The sequence below is a fragment of the Staphylococcus pseudoxylosus genome (genome assembly GCF_003697915.1).
GTDB lineage: Bacteria > Bacillota > Bacilli > Staphylococcales > Staphylococcaceae > Staphylococcus > Staphylococcus pseudoxylosus.
The window spans coordinates 257257-276994 of record NZ_RCVN01000001.1; the positions used below are offsets into that span (position 1 = coordinate 257257).

The 19738-nt window shown below is 33.0% G+C and carries 17 protein-coding genes and 1 riboswitch; of the genes, 5 read left to right on the forward strand and 12 right to left on the reverse strand.

All coding sequences use genetic code 11. The features are described from left to right. Positions 1 to 72 precede the first annotated feature (72 nt). Complete coding sequence (locus D9V42_RS01210; RefSeq protein WP_122062566.1) at positions 73 to 1347, forward strand: BaiN/RdsA family NAD(P)/FAD-dependent oxidoreductase; 1275 nt, start codon at positions 73 to 75, stop codon at positions 1345 to 1347. 354 nt (positions 1348 to 1701) lie between these two features. Here the strand turns inward: D9V42_RS01210 and D9V42_RS01215 are convergent, their stop codons facing one another. From D9V42_RS01215 to D9V42_RS01225, 3 genes are all read right to left on the reverse strand, one after another. Further along, the gene (locus D9V42_RS01215) at positions 1702 to 2013 is read right to left on the reverse strand and encodes a rhodanese-like domain-containing protein (RefSeq protein WP_107531149.1); all 312 of its coding nucleotides are present in this window, start codon (positions 2011 to 2013) and stop codon (positions 1702 to 1704) included. 19 nt (positions 2014 to 2032) lie between these two features. Beyond that, positions 2033 to 4447, reverse strand: a complete 2415-nt coding sequence (gene leuS, locus D9V42_RS01220; protein ID WP_122062568.1) for a leucine--tRNA ligase — start codon at positions 4445 to 4447, stop codon at positions 2033 to 2035. Positions 4448 to 4947: 500 nt separating this feature from the next. Then, positions 4948 to 6117, reverse strand: a complete 1170-nt coding sequence (locus D9V42_RS01225; RefSeq protein WP_122062570.1) for an MDR family MFS transporter — start codon at positions 6115 to 6117, stop codon at positions 4948 to 4950. Between the two features lie 109 nt (positions 6118 to 6226). On the opposite strand from D9V42_RS01225, the gene mnmL reads away from it, so the two are divergent. After that, positions 6227 to 7180 carry a tRNA modification radical SAM protein MnmL/YtqA gene (mnmL, locus tag D9V42_RS01230; RefSeq protein WP_017722183.1) on the forward strand — a complete coding sequence of 318 codons (954 nt, stop codon included), beginning with the start codon at positions 6227 to 6229 and terminating at the stop codon, positions 7178 to 7180. Then, entirely contained in the window at positions 7177 to 7737 is a 561-nt protein-coding gene (gene mnmM / locus D9V42_RS01235; RefSeq protein WP_122062572.1) for a tRNA 5-(aminomethyl)-2-thiouridylate-methyltransferase MnmM, read from the forward strand. The genes mnmL and mnmM overlap by 4 nt, the downstream gene beginning before the upstream one ends. Positions 7738 to 7836: 99 nt before the next feature. Here mnmM and D9V42_RS01240 read toward each other — a convergent pair whose 3' ends face one another. From D9V42_RS01240 to D9V42_RS01250, 3 genes are all read right to left on the reverse strand, one after another. Beyond that, complete coding sequence (locus tag D9V42_RS01240) at positions 7837 to 8238, reverse strand: transcriptional regulator, SarA/Rot family (protein ID WP_029377004.1); 402 nt, start codon at positions 8236 to 8238, stop codon at positions 7837 to 7839. 150 nt (positions 8239 to 8388) lie between these two features. Then, positions 8389 to 9345 carry an L-lactate dehydrogenase gene (locus D9V42_RS01245; RefSeq protein WP_122062574.1) on the reverse strand — a complete coding sequence of 319 codons (957 nt, stop codon included), beginning with the start codon at positions 9343 to 9345 and terminating at the stop codon, positions 8389 to 8391. A gap of 219 nt (positions 9346 to 9564) precedes the next feature. Continuing rightward, positions 9565 to 10389, reverse strand: coding sequence for an alpha/beta fold hydrolase (locus D9V42_RS01250; RefSeq protein ID WP_107555727.1), 825 nt, complete (start codon positions 10387 to 10389; stop codon positions 9565 to 9567). A gap of 266 nt (positions 10390 to 10655) precedes the next feature. Between D9V42_RS01250 and D9V42_RS01255 the strand changes: the two genes are divergently transcribed. Next, positions 10656 to 11657 (forward strand): proline dehydrogenase family protein, encoded by a 1002-nt coding sequence (locus D9V42_RS01255; RefSeq protein ID WP_122062576.1) that lies wholly within the window; start codon positions 10656 to 10658, stop codon positions 11655 to 11657. 197 nt (positions 11658 to 11854) lie between these two features. Here the strand turns inward: D9V42_RS01255 and ribH are convergent, their stop codons facing one another. The 5 genes from ribH to D9V42_RS01280 all read right to left on the reverse strand — a co-directional run bounded on the left by ribH (position 11855) and on the right by D9V42_RS01280 (position 17244). Continuing rightward, a complete protein-coding gene (ribH, locus tag D9V42_RS01260; RefSeq protein ID WP_101104158.1) occupies positions 11855 to 12313 on the reverse strand; it encodes a 6,7-dimethyl-8-ribityllumazine synthase in 459 nt (152 codons plus the stop codon). Between the two features lie 13 nt (positions 12314 to 12326). Then, positions 12327 to 13508 (reverse strand): GTP cyclohydrolase II, encoded by a 1182-nt coding sequence (ribA, locus tag D9V42_RS01265; RefSeq protein ID WP_122062578.1) that lies wholly within the window; start codon positions 13506 to 13508, stop codon positions 12327 to 12329. A 10-nt stretch (positions 13509 to 13518) separates the two neighbouring features. Continuing rightward, positions 13519 to 14151, reverse strand: a complete 633-nt coding sequence (ribE, locus tag D9V42_RS01270) for a riboflavin synthase (protein WP_107555724.1) — start codon at positions 14149 to 14151, stop codon at positions 13519 to 13521. 6 nt (positions 14152 to 14157) lie between these two features. After that, complete coding sequence (gene ribD / locus D9V42_RS01275; protein ID WP_122062580.1) at positions 14158 to 15201, reverse strand: bifunctional diaminohydroxyphosphoribosylaminopyrimidine deaminase/5-amino-6-(5-phosphoribosylamino)uracil reductase RibD; 1044 nt, start codon at positions 15199 to 15201, stop codon at positions 14158 to 14160. 164 nt (positions 15202 to 15365) lie between these two features. Then, a riboswitch (FMN riboswitch) is annotated at positions 15366 to 15499 on the reverse strand. 281 nt (positions 15500 to 15780) lie between these two features. Further along, positions 15781 to 17244 (reverse strand): FAD/NAD(P)-binding protein, encoded by a 1464-nt coding sequence (locus D9V42_RS01280; protein WP_122062582.1) that lies wholly within the window; start codon positions 17242 to 17244, stop codon positions 15781 to 15783. 172 nt (positions 17245 to 17416) lie between these two features. Here D9V42_RS01280 and D9V42_RS01285 point away from each other — a divergent pair, with 172 nt between their 5' ends. Further along, positions 17417 to 18343: an osmoprotectant ABC transporter substrate-binding protein gene (locus tag D9V42_RS01285; protein ID WP_122062584.1), complete on the forward strand. Its 927-nt coding sequence runs from the start codon at positions 17417 to 17419 to the stop codon at positions 18341 to 18343. Positions 18344 to 18765: 422 nt separating this feature from the next. Here D9V42_RS01285 and sagB read toward each other — a convergent pair whose 3' ends face one another. Continuing rightward, positions 18766 to 19620 carry a peptidoglycan release complex glucosaminidase SagB gene (sagB, locus tag D9V42_RS01290; protein WP_122062586.1) on the reverse strand — a complete coding sequence of 285 codons (855 nt, stop codon included), beginning with the start codon at positions 19618 to 19620 and terminating at the stop codon, positions 18766 to 18768. Positions 19621 to 19738 lie beyond the last annotated feature (118 nt).

The window sequence follows — 19738 nt, forward strand, 5'->3', positions numbered from 1 at the left end:
TAACCACTTTTTTTCAAAACTATATTACTATAAACTATAAAATAACACTATTTAGTAAAGGGAGGCAATGAAATGTATCAAACAATTATCATCGGCGGTGGTCCAAGTGGGCTTATGGCAGCTGCTGCAGCAAGCAAATTAAGCAATAGTGTTTTATTAATTGAAAAGAAAAAAGGACTAGGCCGTAAATTAAAAATTTCTGGTGGTGGTCGTTGCAACGTAACCAATCGTCTTCCTTATGATGAAATTATAAAAAACATTCCTGGTAATGGAAAGTTTTTATATAGCCCATTCTCGGTTTTTGACAATGAATCAATCATTCATTTCTTTGAATCTAGAGGCGTATCTTTAAAAGAAGAAGACCATGGACGTATGTTCCCAGTTTCTAATAAAGCTCAAGATGTTGTGGATGCACTTATTCACACTTTGCAACAAAATAAAGTAGCGATTAAAGAAGAAGCCACTGTTGCTTCAATTTCATACACCGACAATCAAACTTTCCAAGTGTTGCTTAACGATCAACAATCTTTTGAAAGCCAAAGTTTAGTCATTGCAACTGGTGGTACAAGTGTGCCTCAAACCGGTTCTACTGGAGATGGTTATAGATTTGCTGAACAATTAGGACATTCCATTACTGAATTATTTCCTACTGAAGTGCCAATTACTTCTGCTGAGTCTTTCATTAAGAACAAACGACTAAAAGGATTAAGTTTAAAAGATGTAGCACTTTCAGTATTAAAAAAGAATGGAAAAACAAGAATCACACATCAAATGGATATGTTATTCACACACTTTGGTATTAGCGGCCCTGCGGCATTAAGGTGCAGCCAATTCGTTTATAAAGAACAAAAAAATCAAAAACAACAAGAGATACAAATGCAAATTGATGCTTTTCCAGAATTAACAAAAAATGAATTAGAACTAAAAATACGTGATTTGCTTGAAAACACACCAGACAAGTACATCAAGAACAGCTTGCACGGTTTAATTGAAGAGCGTTATTTATTATTTATTATCGAACAAGCGAACATCCCCGATGATTTAACTGCACATCACATTTCCAATACACAAATCAATAATATTGTAGCATTATTAAAAGGGTTTACTTTTTACGTCAATGGCACTTTATCCATCGAAAAAGCTTTCGTAACCGGTGGAGGTGTTTCACTAAAAGAAATACAGCCTAAAACAATGATGTCCAAAATTGTCCCCGGCTTATTTTTATGTGGCGAAGTGTTAGACATCCATGGTTATACTGGTGGATATAACATTACTAGTGCATTGGTTACTGGACATGTTGCTGGTACTAATGCAGGTGAGTTCATTTCTACCCCTCAAACACAGTAACTTTAAATATTGAAGGAAAGATTAAGTTCGCGATAATACAACGAATGTATTAAGCGCCATCACATTATAGGATCTACAACCTTTTTATAAACACTTAAACAGTCCATTTTACATACATTTATGTTTGGGCTGTTTTTTTATAAGCAATTCGTTCTACCTAAAAAATCTAAGCTATTATATCTCACTCGTTCAAGGTTAAAATATCTTCCAAAAGTTCTCATAAAAAAAGTGCTTCAAAGTAGACACATTTTTTATGCGACCGCTTTGAAACACTTATAAATTAAATTCAGTACATGTATATCATAATTCTACAATGACAAACATGCGATTATTCATTTTATTTTCTTGTAAACATTAAACACTTTTCAATTCTAAACCTTCGTCTCCCCAAGCATCCATACCACCTTCAACATTCACTGCATTAATGCCGTTTTGTTCAAGATATTGTACAACTTGTGCACTTCTGCCACCAACTTTACAGATGATATAATAAGTATCATTTTCATTAAATTGGTTGAGGTTCTCTGGTATTTCATTCATTGGAATTGTTTTTGCACCAGGAATAATCCCCATCGCTGTTTCTTCATTAGTTCTAACATCAACGATATTAACAGGATTAGCATCTAAAATTTCACTTTTTAATTCATCAATTGTAATAGATTCCATTATTAATTCCTCCGGTTTATTATTTAGCTACGATATTAACAAGTTTTTTAGGAACTGCGATAACCTTCTTAATGTCCTTACCAACAATTTCAGATTTAACATTTTCATTGCCTAGGGCAGCTTCTTCCATTGCTTCTTTGGAGATGTCTTTAGGCATATTAACCTTAGCACGCACTTTTCCATTCACCTGAATTACAATCTCGATTTCATCATCAACTAATAATGATTCATCATAAGACGGCCATGGTTGATAAGTGATTGTTTCTTCATGTCCTAAACGAGCCCACAATTCTTCTGAAATATGTGGCGCAATAGGTGCCAACATTTTAATAAAGCCTTCAATATATGGTTTATAAATCTCATCGGCTTTATAACAATCGTTGATAAACACCATCAATTGACTAATCGCAGTGTTAAAGTTTAATGAATTATAATCTTCTGTAACTTTTTTCACAGTTTGATGATAACTCTTATCTAATGCTTTGCTATTAGTATTTACCACTTTATTAGAAATTAAATCATCTTCTGTAACTAGTAAACGCCAAATTCTATCTAAGAAACGTCTTGAACCATCTAAGCCGTTTTCACTCCATGCAATCGCCGCATCAAGTGGACCCATGAACATCTCGTATAAACGTAATGTATCTGCCCCATGTGATTGAACAATATCATCTGGGTTAATTACGTTACCTTTAGATTTGCTCATTTTTTCATTTCCTTCACCTAAAATCATACCTTGGTTATATAATTTTTGGAATGGCTCTTTTGTAGGTACAACACCTAAATCAAATAATACTTTATGCCAAAATCTAGCATATAATAAATGGAGAACTGCGTGCTCTACTCCACCAATATATAAATCTACTGGCAACCAATGTTTCAATTTTTCTGGATCAGCAAGCATTTTATCATTATTTGGATCTATATATCTTAGATAATACCAACAACTACCAGCCCATTGTGGCATCGTATTTGTTTCACGACGACCTTTCATGCCTGTAGCTTCATCGACAACATTTACAAATTCATCAATGTTAGCAAGAGGTGATTCTCCAGTTCCTGAAGGTTTAATTTCATCTGTTTCAGGTAGTAACAATGGTAGTTCATCTTCTGGTACAGTTGTCATTGAACCATCTTCCCAATGTATAACTGGTATTGGTTCACCCCAGTATCTTTGACGACTAAACAACCAGTCTCTAAGTTTGTAATTTACCTTTCTACTACCAGCATTTTTATTTTCTAATAATTCAACTGCTTTTTCGATTGCAGCTTCATTATATAAGCCATTTAACTCTCCAGAGTTAATATGGGGACCGTCACCTGTAAATGCTTCTTGAGTCATGTCCCCACCTTCGATGACTTCAATTATAGGTAGATCAAAGGCTTTCGCAAACTCATAGTCTCGTTGATCACCACTTGGAACTGCCATTACTGCACCTGTTCCATAAGTAGATAACACATAGTCAGCTATCCAAATAGGAACTTCTTCTCTAGACAATGGGTTGATTGCATAACCACCTGTAAATACACCTGATTTTTCTTTGGCCAAACCAGTACGCTCTAAGTCAGATTTTTTAGCCGCTTCTTTTTGATAAGCTTCTATAGCTTCACGTTTATCTTCAGTAGTAATTTTATTTACAAGCTCATGTTCAGGGCTTAAAACTAAGAAGGAAGCACCATAAATTGTGTCTGCACGTGTTGTAAAAACTTCTATTTCTTCATTCAGGTTAGCAACTTCAAAAGTAACCGAGGCACCTTCAGAACGACCAATCCAATTACGTTGCATATCTTTTAATGATTCTGGCCAGTCTAAGTCATCTAAATCTTCTAATAATCTATCTGCATATTCAGTGATTTTTAATACCCATTGCTTCATAGGTCTTCTATAAACAGGATGGCCACCTCGTTCAGACACACCATCAACCACTTCTTCATTTGAAAGAACTGTGCCTAAAGCCGGACACCAATTTACTGCCACTTCATCTACATATGCTAATCCTTTATTATAAAGTTGAATAAAAATCCATTGTGTCCATTTGTAATATTCAGGATCTGTTGTATTTACTTCTCTATCCCAATCATAACTAAAACCTAGTTCTTTGATTTGACGCTTGAACGTTTGAATATTTTCTTTAGTAAATTCGCGAGGATCATTACCAGTATCTAGCGCATATTGTTCTGCAGGTAAACCAAATGCATCCCAACCCATTGGGTGTAAGACATTATAACCTTGCATACGTTTATAACGAGAGATAATATCTGTTGCTGTATAACCTTCAGGGTGTCCTACATGTAGGCCTGCACCAGAAGGATAAGGGAACATATCTAAAGCGTAGAATTTCTTTTGTCCTAAATTATCGCTTGTTTTAAATGTTTTATATTCTTCCCAGTAATCCTGCCATTTTTTCTCGATTTCCTTATGATTGTAATTCACTACTTCTCCTCCTATTTAATAAAAAGACACCTCAAACTATTATTGAATTACATAGGGACGATTTTCACCGCGGTACCACCCAACTTCACATAATCTGTGCACTCATTTTAATAAAATAGTAAGAGATGTCATCATTTATCTATAAGTCCTGGTAAGTTCGCTTGTAGTTTAACGCTAGGTTCCACCAACCCTAGCTCTCTGTAGATAAATCTTAAAGCTACTACTCCATATACATTACTTATCATATTTGAAAAAGACTTTTATTTCAAGAGTAAAACTAAAGAACCATTTCTTTAAAGAATCACTTCTCTAAAGAATCACTTCTTAATTTATTGAGTTAGTGATTCTTACACATGAGCCTTAGCTCAGGTGTTCCTTATTTTAATATTAATTACACGAACTAAGTCCGAGACATTTATTTATGCCTCGGACGTTGATTACACTTAATTTTTATTTACAATATTACAAAACTATAGCGTTTATTTCGTTATAGTTAGAAATTACGTTTCCTTTGATAATCCTTTATCATAGATCATTAAAAATATTAAAGCTATAACAAGTAAGAAAATCATACTTAAAAACATAGCCTGCATATTAAACGTATCCACCACTACACCGCCAATTAATGGTCCAAAAGCTTTACCTACCGTAGCAGCAGAATTAACATAACCTTGAAATGAACCCTCTTTACCACTAGGTGCAAGTTGATTAGCAATAGTTGGCACCGCTGGCCATACAAACATTTCACCCAATGTAAGTATAATCATACCTATCATGAATACTGAAAATTGTTCAGCAAAGCTTGTAACAAAGAACGACAATATAAATATAATTATACCTACAAGCATTTGATATTTCAGATTACCTTTTAACAACCTAATAACAGGTGAAATCAACGGTTGAGCTACCAAAATCATGATACCATTCACTGTCCACAATAGACTGTATTGACTCATAGAAACATTTATTTCTTGGGTGAATGAAGCAATAGTACTTTCCCACTGAATATATGCTATCCAACAAATACTAAACATAACACACAGCAACGATAACGCTAGAAATTGTGGTCGATATGCTTTCGATAACAAGCTCATCGCGTCATTCGATTTTACTTTCACGTCTAACTTAATATTAAATTGGGTAACTGCAACAATTGCAAAAGCCACATACATTAATAAATTAGCAATAAATATATAATTAAAACTTAATTCTGCGACAAACCCACCTGAAGCTGCACCAATGGCAACACCAAGGTTTTGCGCTAAATAAATCGCATTAAACGTTTGTCGACCACCGTTAGGCCACACCGCACCTGCCAATGCATAAATGGCTGGTATGATCATGCCGCCACCAAATCCCAACGCCACTAACCACACTGCATACCATGGCCAACCGTGATAAAAATTTAGTAGCGTTGTACTCATCAGACAGATGACAGTACCGATCATAATTGTCCGATAACCACCTAGTTTATCAAATAAATAACCACCTAATAAATTACCAATGACCATACCAAAAGAGTTGATCATTAACACTAAGCCAGCCATAGTCAAACTTTTATCTAATTGTTCATTCATATAAATTGTATTTAACGGCCATAAAAAACTTGAGCCTGTGATATTTAATGCCATACCAATAACTAACCACCATACTGATTTAGGCATATTCATAACATTAAGCTCCCTTCTAAAATTAAATTTCTCATTTTACTCTAAACACTATATCACTAAAATATGTTAAAATCTTTAACTAGAATGAATTTAGAAAGGAAAATGTTATATGGGACAATTTTTCCCTTACGCATTCGAGAATAAGAGATATCACACATGGAATTATCACTTGAAGAATAAATTTGGACAAAAGATATTTAAAGTTGCTATTGATGGCGGCTTCGATTGTCCAAATAGAGATGGCACTGTTGCACATGGCGGTTGCACGTTCTGTTCAGCAGCAGGCAGTGGTGATTTTGCAGGAAATCGTGTGGATCCTATCGAAGTACAATTTAGACAAATCAAAGATAGAATGCACGAAAAGTGGCATGACGGACAATATATCGCATATTTCCAAGCATTTACTAATACACACGCACCTGTTGAAGTATTACGCGAAAAATATGAAACTGCACTAAAAGAGCCAGGCGTTGTCGGCCTATCTATAGGTACACGTCCTGATTGCTTACCAGATGACGTAGTTGAATATTTAGCAGAACTTAATGAACGTACATATTTATGGGTGGAATTAGGCTTACAAACAATACATCAAGAAACTTCAGACCTAATTAATCGCGCACATGATATGGAAACTTATTATGAAGGTATAGCCAAATTACGTAAGCATAACATTAATATTTGTACACACATTATTAATGGTTTACCTGGCGAAGATTATAATATGATGATGGAAACAGCTAAGGAAGTAGCACAAATGGACGTTCAAGGTATTAAGATCCACTTACTACATTTACTTAAAGGCACACCAATGGTCAAACAATACGACAAAGGTATGCTTGAATTTATGTCGCAAGAAGAATATACAAACTTAGTTTGTGATCAATTAGAAATAATTCCAAAAGAAATGATTGTTCATCGTATTACTGGTGATGGTCCGATTGACTTAATGGTTGGCCCAATGTGGAGTGTCAATAAATGGGAAGTATTAAATGAAATTGATAACGAACTAGCTCGTAGAGCATCTTATCAAGGTAAATTTTTCGAAAGCACTGTAAAATCATGAAATTAGAACGTATTCTCCCTTTTGCCAAGACACTTATCAAACAACACACACATGATGAGAGCATCGTAATCGATGCTACGTGCGGTAATGGAAATGATACATTATTTCTAGCACAACATGTTACAAGCGGTCGTGTACACGCTTTTGATATACAGGAAACTGCAATTCTAAATACACAGCAAAAAACAAAAGATTTTGATAATGTAACACTTCATCATGCAAGTCATTCCGAGGTAAAGCAATATATACCTGCTGAATCACATGGAGCAGTAGATGCTGCAATATTTAATTTAGGTTATCTTCCTAAAGGAGATAAATCAGTTGTTACACTACCGAAAAGTACTATTGCAGCTATCGAAGCTATCTTTGATATTTTATCATCAGAAGGTATCATTATCTTGGTAATATATCCAGGGCATGAAGAAGGAAAAATCGAACGCGATGCTATAATAAATTATTTAAAAAACTTTGATCAAAACAAAGCTCATATTTTACAATATCAATTTATAAATCAGCAAAACGATCCACCATTTATTTGTGCAATCGAAAAAAGATAATAACAAGACACATGCAAATACAAAATAATTTATGTATCACAGTACTTATTTTATAAAAAATAAAGCCACAGTGCATAGGCACTGTGGCTTTACTATTCCCTATAGATTAATGATAGATTTAAGACTGTTTTGAATACTTGTTGATTTGCCATCAATTTCTTCTTTAAAGAAGTTTAAAAGACTTTCCCGTTGATCTTTTAAATCTTCATTGAAATGTATGATAACTGTACGTTCATCATTCTGTGGTCTTTCTTTAATAATCCAAGTTTTTTCAACTAAATCATTATACGTTCTTGTACGTTTATAAGACTTAATATGAACAAAATCATCCATTTCCTTTAAAGTCATTGAACCTTCTTTCCAAAGTGTAAGAAGAATCAATATTTCTTCTTTTGACATTTTGTATTGCTTTTGTACTTTGGCAAAAATATCGTCAATTTCTTTTAATACCGATTCCAATTGCAATACGCCATCAACTTTATCAGCAAATGTCTTCCCCATATAATAATCCCCCAATCATAGAATAAAGTTTAAACATGTAAAATTAATTCATAAAAACCATCATTCATTGTGATATAAATTCTTCACTGAATAAATATTAGAATTTTTAATAAAATTAATCTTATATACAGTTTAAATTCAAACTATGAATTATGCAATTAAATGAGATATTTTATTTTGCATTTCTTTCAAAATATTGACAGAATTGTTGAATAATCTTTCTTCTTCTTCGCTTAATGGTATTTCAAATACTTTCACTGCGCCTTGTCGGTTAATTTTTGTAGGCACACCTACATAGACATCTTTTTGGTCATATTCTCCTTCTAAATAACTAGAAACTGTTAAGATGAGATTTTGATTATTTAATATAGCTTTCGTAATATGAACCAAGCCCATAGCGATACCATAGTATGTTGCTCCTTTAGCTTGAATAATATCATACGCCGCATCACGGGTGTTCACAAAAATTTCTTCAATTCTGTGTTGTCTTTCGGGATCATCTTTAAGTAATTGATATAGCGGTTGACCTGCAATATTTGCTTGTGACCAAACTGCTAATTCTGAATCTCCGTGCTCACCTATAATTTGTCCGTGGACACTTCTATCTGATACACCAAATTCTTCTGCCAATTCGTATTTAAATCTTGCAGTATCCAGTATTGTTCCAGAACCAATGACTTTTTCCTTTGGTAAACCTGAAACCTCTCTTGTTACATAAGTCAGAACATCCACAGGATTTGTAGCTACAAGGAAAATACCATCAAACCCTGATTCCATAACTTCAGACACTATATTTTTAAATATTTTTGTATTTTTTTCAATTAAATCTAATCTTGTTTCTCCTGGTTTTTGAGCAGCACCAGCAGTAATTACAACGATGTCTGCATTATCACAATCTTTATAGCTACCCGCTTTAACCTTTAAAGGTGACCCACCATAAGGTGCAGCGTGGTTCAAGTCCATCACATCACCTTTAACTTTCTCTTCTGCTAAATCAATAATCACTAATTCATCCGCTACACCCTGTGCAACTAATGCAAATGCATAGCTAGAGCCTACAGCGCCATCTCCAATTAAAACTACTTTATTACTTTTAATATATTCCATAATAAGACTCTCCTTACGTATATGAACTTTAATTTGTGATTTATTTCACAAATTAAATATAACAGGACGCAGAAGAAATTGCAATGTTTTTGTGAATTATTTCACAAATTAAATATTTCTTTTCCTCGTTATTTAAAATAACAAAGAAACCGCACACTATGGTACGATTTCTTATTAATTGAGCATTTGCTACAGACCTCTATTTAGACTTCTTGATTATTATGAGACTTCATTTTCATCATGAACTATGAAACCATTGTTACTTGAACTATTATTCAAGAAAGCTAAAATATATCTCATTACTTCATCTCTTTCAGGTTCATTATGTATTTCATGATATAACCCATCCCAAGCTTTGAAATATAATTCTTCAGTAGTTATTTTTTCTTTTATTAAATCCATTGCCGTGACATCAGCTACTTTATCTTCTGTACCATACATTAAAAGCAATGGTAAAGATTTCACATCTTTTAAGTGGTTTACTGTTTCCTTCATTATCTCAATAATTTGTTTATACCAATGATATGTTACTTTTTGTAGCATAAGTTGATCATTATTTGTTTCATCGATTACTTCCGAGTTTCTAGTTAAATCTTCAACTGTAATACCAACTTTAAATCTAGTGTCTTTGGCAAGTTTACCTATGTTCGAAATAATCTTATCTTTTCTAGTTTTATTGCTTTTTTTAAACTCAAGTAAAGGGGAAAGTAACATCAAACCTTCGATTGGTACCTCCACTTTTTCAAGTAAGTTTAAAACAATTAAGCCACCCAATCCTACGCCTAAGACATAAGTTGGCAATTTATATTCATTAGCAATTCGAATCCATTCAAGTATATGCTCATGATAAACATCAAAATTATCAATTTGCCCTTTGTTTGAGCGTGAAGTTTGCCCTTGTCCTGGCAAATCTCCCATAATCACATGATATCCATTACGGCGAAGCATTGTAATTACATATGCGTATCTACCTGTATGTTCAAGCATGTTGTGTGCAATCACCACAACACCTTTGGCTTCATTTTCGGTTTCCCATTTCCACATTATCCATACTTCCCCTTCTACTTTAAATTCATTAAGTATATTGTATCAAAATATCATGTAGTTTTTCCATTTTAAACATAACAATACAACTCTAAAAATGAGTTTATTTCCTACAACTCAATTTATAATGCTCTTGAATATGGAACTCATGAGTGCATTTAATAATTTAAAGTGTAATATATTTTATTGTAAACGATTTCATTACTATTTGATTCATGCTACACTATTAATGAAACATAGCTATAAGCGGAATAGGAGGAATTAATATGCCAATTGTGAAGAATTTTTTTATCGGATTATCAAATAATCCGCTTTTGAATAAGACCGCCAAGGAAATCGGGCCAATGCTCGGGGCAAATAAAGTAGTTGCGGGTAATACTATTACTGCCTTGGTGGACACAATTGAACGTTTAAATAACAAGGGAATTACTGTTACAGTGGATTGCCTTGGAGAGTTTGTTCTAACTGAAGGTGAAGCAATCCAAGCAAAAGACCAAATCATAGAAGTGATGTATGCAATTTACAATCATAACTTAGATGGTCACATGTCTATTAAACTGAGTCAACTAGGTTCAGAATTTGATATAGATCTTGCTTATCGTAATTTACGTGAAATATTATTGAAGGCAAATCAATTTGATAATATGCATATTAATATAGATACTGAAAAGTATGATAGTCTATTCGATATCACCCAAGTTTTAGATCGCTTAAAAGGTGAATTTAAAAATGTGGGCACTGTAATTCAGGCATATTTATATAAAGCTGATGCACTTATTGATAAATATCCAGAATTAAGACTTCGTATGGTAAAAGGTGCTTATAAAGAAAGCGATACGATTGCCTATCAAACAAAAGAAGAGATAGATAAAAACTATATTCGTTTGATGGAGAAAAGGCTTTTAAATTCAAAAAATGTAACTTCAATTGCTACACATGATGATGAAATCATCAGACATATGAAACAATTTATCAAAGATAATAATATTGAAAGAAGCCAATACGAATTTCAAATGTTGTATGGGTTCCGTACAGATTTAGCAGAAAAAATTGCTGGTGAAGGTAATAATTTCTGTATCTACGTACCTTATGGCGATGATTGGTTTAGTTACTTTATGCGTAGGCTAGCAGAGAGACCCCAAAATTTAAACTTAATGTTTAAAGAAGTAATGAAACCAGAGATCCTTAAAAAAGTCGGTATAGTTAGTGGTGCTGTAACATCATTTGGACTGGCAACAACATGTATATATCGTATTTTTAAGAAATAAAATAAATAACGGGTATACAACACCAAATTTAATAAATTGATATTACATACCCGTTTGCCACTGTTGGCTAGATTTCTAAATAACTTAATACAAGTCATTTAGTTTTCTAGTCATCATGTACTGTTCATATTTTGTACTTTTTAAGCGTATCATTTTATAACTTTTAACCACAATCCTCGTTTAAATGCTTGAGGATTTTATATTTCTCGTAATAAATTCGCCATTTCAATGGCACTAACAGCCGCTTCTGATCCTTTATTACCCGCTTTAGTACCAGCTCTTTCAACAGCTTGTTCGATATTTTCAGTTGTTAAAATCCCAAAAATTACTGGTGTATTAGTTACATCATTTGCTTTAGAAATACCTTTCGCTACTTCATTACATACATAGTCGTAATGTGAAGTCGAACCTCTAATCACACAACCTAAAGTGATAACAGCATCATAATCACTTTTTTCTGCTAATTTTTTAGCTACTAAAGGAATTTCAAATGCACCAGGTACATAAGCAACATCGATGTTTTCTTCTGGTACTTCATGTCTAATTAAAGTGTCTTTCGCTCCATCTAATAAACGATTTGTTATAAAATCATTAAACCTACTTACTACTATCGCAACTTTTAAATCAGAACCTATTAATTTACCTTCAAAATTCATTATATTTTCCTCCTTATATTAAGTGACCCATTTTTTCTTTTTTTGTATCCATATAATCTTGATTATATTTATTAGTTGGTACGACAAGTTCAACACGTTTAGTAATATTAATACCGTAGTTCTCTAAACTTTCAAATTTCTTAGGGTTATTACTTAATAAATTAACACTTTCAACGCCAAAATATTTCAATATTTGGGCGGCATGTTGATAATTTCTTAAGTCTTCTTCAAAGCCCAAAGCAATATTTGCTGTTACAGTATCATAACCTTGTTCAATCAGTTCATATGCTTTTAATTTATTGATTAAGCCAATACCTCTACCTTCTTGAGGTAAATATAAAATAATTCCACCGTGTTCATTTATATATTTCATAGACGCTTCTAATTGTTCACCACAATCACATCTTTGGCTATGGAATATATCTCCTGTTAAACATGCTGAGTGTATGCGTACATTTTCAGTTTGTTTAATATCACCATTTACAATAGCCACTATTTCTTCGTCGCTATCAGAAGTTGTAAACCCGTACATATCGAACACACCATAATCCGTTGGCAATTTCACTTTTGCTTTTGCTTCTAATTTTGAAATAACAGACTTACGGTATTTTTCTAAATCTTCTATAGAAATCATTACTAAATTATGTGTTGCTTTAAATGTTTCTAATGACTCACCTTTTGCCATACTGCCATCATCATTCATAATTTCACAAATTAATGCGGCAGGTTTAGCGCCTGTTAATTTAGCTAAATCAACTGATGCTTCGGTATGTCCACGTCTTGACAACACACCATTATCTTGTGCTATTAATGGAAATAAATGACCTGGTTTATTAAAATCATTTGCACTTACACTATCATCTATTAAAGCTCTTGCTGTCAACATTCTTTCGTCAGCGCTTATGCCTGTAGTTGTATCGACGTGGTCAATGCTAACTGTGAATTGTGTTCCATAAATATCAGAATTATTACTAACCATTGGGTTTAAATCTAATTTTTTAGCTATATCGCTACTGATAGGTGCACAAATTAATCCTCTACCATGCGTAGCCATGAAGTTAACTGTGTCATTATGCATCCATTCAGTTACAGCTACTAAGTCGCCTTCATTTTCTCTATTTTCATCATCTACAACGATAATGCTGTCACCGTTTTTCAATGCTTTTAAAGCTTTGTCTATACTATCTAATTGCATATTACCCCTCCTAAAATCCAAATGCTCTAAGTTTTTCTGGGCTTAATTCCGATTCGTTGCTATTGATAATTCGTTCAACATATTTGAATAACATATCAGTTTCTATATGCACTGGATCGCCAACACGTTTCTGATTTAAAATTGTTGATTTTCTTGTTTCTGGTATAAGATGAATATCAAACTCAGCTTCTTTTAGTTGGAAAATAGTTAAACTCACACCATCTACAGTAATTGAACCTTGACTAACCATTTGTTTAATCAGTGATGTTGATGGTTTAATAGTAACGATTTTAGAGTTGTCTGATGCTTGTATACGTGTGATTTTAGCAACTTCATCTACATGTCCTAAAACAAAGTGACCACCAAAACGACCTCGTCCACTCATAGCTCTTTCTAAATTCACTTCAGCAGATTGAGTCAATTGGTTTAAATATGTTTTATTCTCGGTACCTTTAATAACTTGAACTGAAAAGCTTTGATGATCAAATTCCACCACCGTTAAACATGCTCCGTTAACACTGATTGAATCTCCGATATGCATATCTGATAAAATTGTTTGGCACTCAATCTTTAAGTTAACTACAGACTGTTGCGTTGATACTTTTTTTATGGTTCCAATTTCTTCAACAATTCCTGTGAACACCGACAATCACTTCTTTCGTAACTCTAATTTGATATTTTGCTCAAGCATTTGTGAATTTACAATTTCAAACTGTGATGTTTCTGATAGATTAAAAATACTTTCACTTTGGAAAAATTGATAACTACCAGAACCACCTATCATTTTCGGGGCGTAATATAATATTAGTTCGTTCGTAAATTTAGATTGAAGAAATTCAGAAGTCACTGCGGGCCCTGCCTCTACTAGCACACTTCCAATCCCTCTTTGATACAAATCTTTTAATATATTTTCAATTGAACAATTAGTTAATTCTATGATTTCTACATGTTCAATATTTGTTTTTAAATTTTTGTTTTGAGTATAAATCCATATTGGTTCATTTCTTAACTGAAAAATATCTAAATTAAAATCAATTTCACCAGTTTTAGATAAGATGACTTTTATAGGATGCTTACCTTCTTCAATACGTGTAGTGTATTGTGGATTATCTGCATGTATCGTGCCTTTACCTGTCAAGACTGCATCGTGTTTATGACGAAGCTGAAATACATCATTTTTTACTGCTTTATTAGTAATCCATTTACTTTCGCCTTTATCAGTGGCTTGTTTACCATCAAGACTACAAGAGACTTTAACTGTAACTTCAGGTATGGATTCATTCTTAGCTATAAAGAAATCTCTATATAGTGATTCTGCCTCTGATTGAGGACGGAATATCACTTCGACACCAGCCTGTTCTAATATGTCATCACCTTCAGAGGGCAATGTTGTGTCTTTAACTGCATAGACAACCTTTTTAATACCCGCTTCAATGATTTTATTTACACATGGTGGCGTCGAACCATAATGCGTACATGGCTCTAGCGAAATATATATAGTTCCTCCTCGTGCATTGTCTTGGGCCATATCTAAAGCTTGTACTTCAGCATGTTTGCCACCTTTTTGCAAATGGGCTCCCATGCCAACAATACGACCATCATTTACTACTACAGATCCAACTGGTGGGTTTAAACCCGTCTGACCTTCTACCATTTTTGCTAATTGAATAGCGTAATTCAAATAATGACTCATTTTATCACCTCTAAAAAATAAAAAAACACCTGAACTTAACATTTCAGGTGCGGGATATATATTGATATAACATTTTTAGCAATAGTAAAATACACACTTATACATATTCAAATAAAAGTGTATGCTAAATAAACACTTAAAAAGTGCTATTTTCAAGTTATACTTCATTCTTTCTCCCATCCAGACTTTACTGTCGGCTCTAGAGTTTCACTAGATCAGCCACATTTGCTTCAACAAATGCAGGTCGCAGGCTTAATTTACTGCCGGTTGGGAATTTCACCCTGCCCCGAAAGAATATTTATGAAATTGTATTCGATGATTGAGTCAGGTAACTTTGAATAAGTTACAAAATAATGGTACTACACTTTTGAGAAAATGACAATTCTTATTACCTAAGTCGGCTTTATTTTTTTTGCTATGCTTTACATTATTATAATTTTAAACATAAACAAATTAATTATAACCAAGAGATTAAAGCGTGAATGCCAGAAAAAATAATAAAAAACTATAAATCGGTTAACTCACAACTTAGTTAGATCATCTATCATTGTGTCATTTATCCCAAAATAGTAAACACCTTTATTTTGTACTTAACAAATGGTCAACCACATTAACAGCTTGTTTTACAATCATCATAACGCCATTACGTGATTGGTTAATTCCATTTGTTAATTGGCCGAGCGCATACATGTGTTTTAGTGTGCCATAGCGAGGGCTTATAATTTGATTGGTTTCGGCAACAATTTGAATCCCACCAAGTGGATGCGCTTGTACAACCTGTCTGTTCTCGAGATTTAAGACGAGTTGGTCATCACCATCTAAATCTGCAAGTTGTGTCTTTGATCCTGTAGCATTAATTACAATATCAAACCGTTCTACTGACGCATCTTTATATTTAAAGTTGAACTTATTATCATCATATTGAACATCCTCTAAATCACGCTTAATTTTAATCGTGCCATGGTTAATGTGATCAATTAATAATCGTGCTGTTTGAGGCGGCATCGGGTTTGAATTCTCTTTTAATATAGGCTGATAATTAGTTAAAAATCTTTTTTGGTCCTCTCTACTTAAACTATTCCAAATCCAATTTAAATTTTCTTTCGCTAATTCAAGTATACTTTGTAACTTCCCTAATTCATCAGCATGTTCTAAATCATAAGTTAAATCTTTAATTGGATCATCTTGGCTACGATGGACTAACGTTTCGACATCAATATGATGCAATGCACAATCTTTCAAAAATAACTTTATCGCCTCATCTAAAGGTACATTGCCAAAATGCTTGCGCTTTATCTCATTAAAATTTTCTGGTGTTACATATTCAAAGTCGATATCAGGCATCTCACCTCTCACACTTGGCAATCGCCCTTTTCGACTAGCAACAGTAATGGGTAGTTTAGGATGATGTGCCGTTACATAACGAATGACATCTAAGCTTGCTAATCCTGTACCTATAATAGCGATGTCATCGAAATCTTGTACATCGTCTAATGTATTATAGGTCGGATATGGTGTTTTAATATAACCGCGTATCCCCTTTAAGCCATATGGATCATGGTATGACAGAGTACCAATAGTCAAAAAGACAATATCATACTGTTTACAATTTTCTATTTCATTAGAAGTACAAACACAATATGTCACATCTGTTTGCCCTATTTCTGACTCAATAAATACTTCATTAACTTCTTCTTTGATTGTATGTATATTGTCGTAATCATGGTTAAACTTCTGTAAATAATCTTTCATATAATGACCAAATATAAATCTTGGCAAGTATTCTGGATTTGAAAATTTAAATGTAGATTGCATTTCATACCATTCATAAAACTCTCTATGGTTATCTAAATTCAAAGACATTTGTGCTGCCGGTAGGTTGATCAATAATTCTGCACTGTCATTTTGAAAGGGAACACCCTGACCCATATTTATAGGATTGTCATATACATCAATATTCATTTTAGAAAAAGACTCACTTTTCACTAATTCTTTTAAAAGCGTGACACCTGCAGTGCCCATTCCAATGATGGCAATTCTCATAGTACACTTCCTTACTAAGATTATTTGTCCTCATTATACCAGTCCTTTAGTGTATATTACACATTAATGGTCTACTACTATTTTATCAAGCAGTGTTATAATGTTTTGCTAAGTGTGTTAATCTTAATATATTGCAATAATAGTTTTTTTAATATATATAAGGAGTTCAATAATGAAACATTTAAAAAGATTTTTATTTTTCATTTTAGCAAGTACCTTTTTACTAGCTAGTTGCGATTTGCCAGGTTTAGGTGGTGGCCAAGCAAAAAACACTGTTAAAATATCAGCTTTAGCTACTAGTGAATCTCAAATTATGGCTTATATGTTAAAAGAACTTATTGAACATGATACAAAGGGTGAAACATCTGGCACTATCATCAACAATTTAGGATCAGCCACAATACAACACAATGCGTTAATGAATGGCGATGCTGATATATCAAGCACTCGTTACACCGGCACAGATTTAGTTGGTGTACTTGAACAAGAACCTATTACAGATACAAGTAAAGCTATGACGATTACTAAAAAATTATTTAACCAAAAGTTTAATCAAACATTTTTTAATTCTTATGGTTTCGAAAACACATTTGCATTTATGGTCACAAAAGAAACCGCAGAAAAATATAATCTACAAACTGTTTCAGATTTGAAAAAAATTAAAGATAAAGTCAATGTTGGAACAGATACTACTTGGATTAAGCGTGGCGGGGATGGATACGCGCCTTTCCAAAAGCACTATGGCTTCGGTTTTAATTCACTTAAACCTATGCAAATCGGTCTTGTGTATGATGCGTTAAAAAATAATAAATTAGATGTGGCATTAGGCTATACAACAGATGGAAGAATAGCTGCATATGATTTAGTTGTATTAAAAGATGACAAAAATTTCTTTCCACCATATGATGCCAGTGCAGTTGCTCCAAATAAGTTACTCAAAGAACACCCACAAATTAAAAAAGCAATCTCGAAACTTGATGATAAAATTAGTACAGAACAAATGCAAAAATTAAATTATGAAGCTGATGGTAAAGGAAAAGAACCAGCAGTTGTAGCCGAAACATTCTTAAAAAAACATCATTATTTTGACGAAAAGTAGATAAATATTAAAATATTTATCAGTCTCAATTAATTTAAACAATCTTAAGTAGGAAGTGACACTATGAAATTTATTTTTAAAGTATTTATCTCAACGCTTATGTTATTTATTCTTATTAGTCAAAAAAATAAAGCTAAATAAATTAGGACATCTCTTATTAATAGCGATTATAAAATGTTAAAAAGCCAAGCGTCAGTTGACGCTTGGCTTTTTCTTATAGACATTGAAACTGAAATTGAAAACCAGCCTTTCTAAATGACCAACCAACACCTATCCCCACACAATTCTTAACAGTGTTATGTCCAAAACTACATGGTTATACATTTACAAATCAATAAATTATGATAACAACAATTAAAAAAACTGCCAACAAAGTTAACACTTCATTGACAGGATAAACCATATGCTTGGTACATGGTTATTTATTGCGCTTTATGCTTTTCATCATCTTTATAAACAAAGTATTTATAATACTTACCTTCTGTTTTCATATCATTATAGAAATTGGCCATTAAGCTTGCATTACTTTCAGCCCATTTAATGTCAGTAGCGTATTGATGTTCACCAGGATTTTTAGGATTCCATCTCATGCTATAAAGTGTGTTCTGGTCTTTATTTGATAAAAAGTGATCATGAATAAAGTTTGCACCACCACTTATGGCTTTTTCGGGTGTGTCCCAACCATGTTTCTTGGCATATTCTGATCCTGTTTTAATTGGATCTTCATCTAGTGCACCGACCCCAAAAAAGTTATAATATTTCTTTCCATCAATTTCTACACCACTTGCAAGTTCACTCTTAGCTGATCCTGTTTCTAGTAACGCATGAGAAATCAAATAAACTTCATTTACATGTTTATTTTTTGCTGCTTGTATAAAGTCATCTGAATGTTTTAATAATATTGGATTATCAATTAACATACGTTTAATTCTGTTTTCATCAATGCCTTGGTATTTATCCAACTCTAAAAATTGGTATTTTTGAGTGTCACTCTCTATAAACTCACTACTATTCATTGCGGCTTTTATCTCAGTAGATGATGCATCTCTCCAACTTTTATTATCTTTACTTGAAACTTGTTGGCTTGTGTAGTTATCAATTTGCTTTTTAGATGCTTTATCTAAAGTAACTTTTAAATTTTCAACTTTTTCTTGTTCGTTTACATCTTTAAAAAAGATTTGATCTGATATCATTGAAAAGACAACAACAACAGCTACACCTAAGATTATCAATAAACCAATAATTGATAATATAGAGCCCTTTTTATGCTTCGTCATGTTCACACCTCTTAGGTAATAATTAGGAATGGAGCCTCTTTAATCTTATGTAATACTACTATTGAGACTATCTGATAATAAAGTTTAACACTAAATACTTAATCGTACAATTTAATCT

Excerpts from the sequence above, each read along its gene's own strand:
- D9V42_RS01225 (WP_122062570.1), bottom strand. The coding sequence starts at position 6,117 with ATGAATATGCCTAAATCAGTATGGTGGTTAGTTATTGGTATGGCATTA.
- D9V42_RS01280 (WP_122062582.1), bottom strand. The coding sequence starts at position 17,244 with ATGAGAATTGCCATCATTGGAATGGGCACTGCAGGTGTCACGCTTTTA.
- mnmL (WP_017722183.1), top strand. The coding sequence starts at position 6,227 with ATGGGACAATTTTTCCCTTACGCATTCGAGAATAAGAGATATCACACA.
- D9V42_RS01210 (WP_122062566.1), top strand. The coding sequence starts at position 73 with ATGTATCAAACAATTATCATCGGCGGTGGTCCAAGTGGGCTTATGGCA.
- D9V42_RS01285 (WP_122062584.1), top strand. The coding sequence starts at position 17,417 with ATGAAACATTTAAAAAGATTTTTATTTTTCATTTTAGCAAGTACCTTT.
- D9V42_RS01245 (WP_122062574.1), bottom strand. The coding sequence starts at position 9,345 with ATGGAATATATTAAAAGTAATAAAGTAGTTTTAATTGGAGATGGCGCT.
- sagB (WP_122062586.1), bottom strand. The coding sequence starts at position 19,620 with ATGACGAAGCATAAAAAGGGCTCTATATTATCAATTATTGGTTTATTG.
- D9V42_RS01215 (WP_107531149.1), bottom strand. The coding sequence starts at position 2,013 with ATGGAATCTATTACAATTGATGAATTAAAAAGTGAAATTTTAGATGCT.
- D9V42_RS01240 (WP_029377004.1), bottom strand. The coding sequence starts at position 8,238 with ATGGGGAAGACATTTGCTGATAAAGTTGATGGCGTATTGCAATTGGAA.
- D9V42_RS01250 (WP_107555727.1), bottom strand. The coding sequence starts at position 10,389 with ATGTGGAAATGGGAAACCGAAAATGAAGCCAAAGGTGTTGTGGTGATT.
- D9V42_RS01255 (WP_122062576.1), top strand. The coding sequence starts at position 10,656 with ATGCCAATTGTGAAGAATTTTTTTATCGGATTATCAAATAATCCGCTT.
- ribA (WP_122062578.1), bottom strand. The coding sequence starts at position 13,508 with ATGCAATTAGATAGTATAGACAAAGCTTTAAAAGCATTGAAAAACGGT.
- ribD (WP_122062580.1), bottom strand. The coding sequence starts at position 15,201 with ATGAGTCATTATTTGAATTACGCTATTCAATTAGCAAAAATGGTAGAA.
- ribH (WP_101104158.1), bottom strand. The coding sequence starts at position 12,313 with ATGAATTTTGAAGGTAAATTAATAGGTTCTGATTTAAAAGTTGCGATA.
- mnmM (WP_122062572.1), top strand. The coding sequence starts at position 7,177 with ATGAAATTAGAACGTATTCTCCCTTTTGCCAAGACACTTATCAAACAA.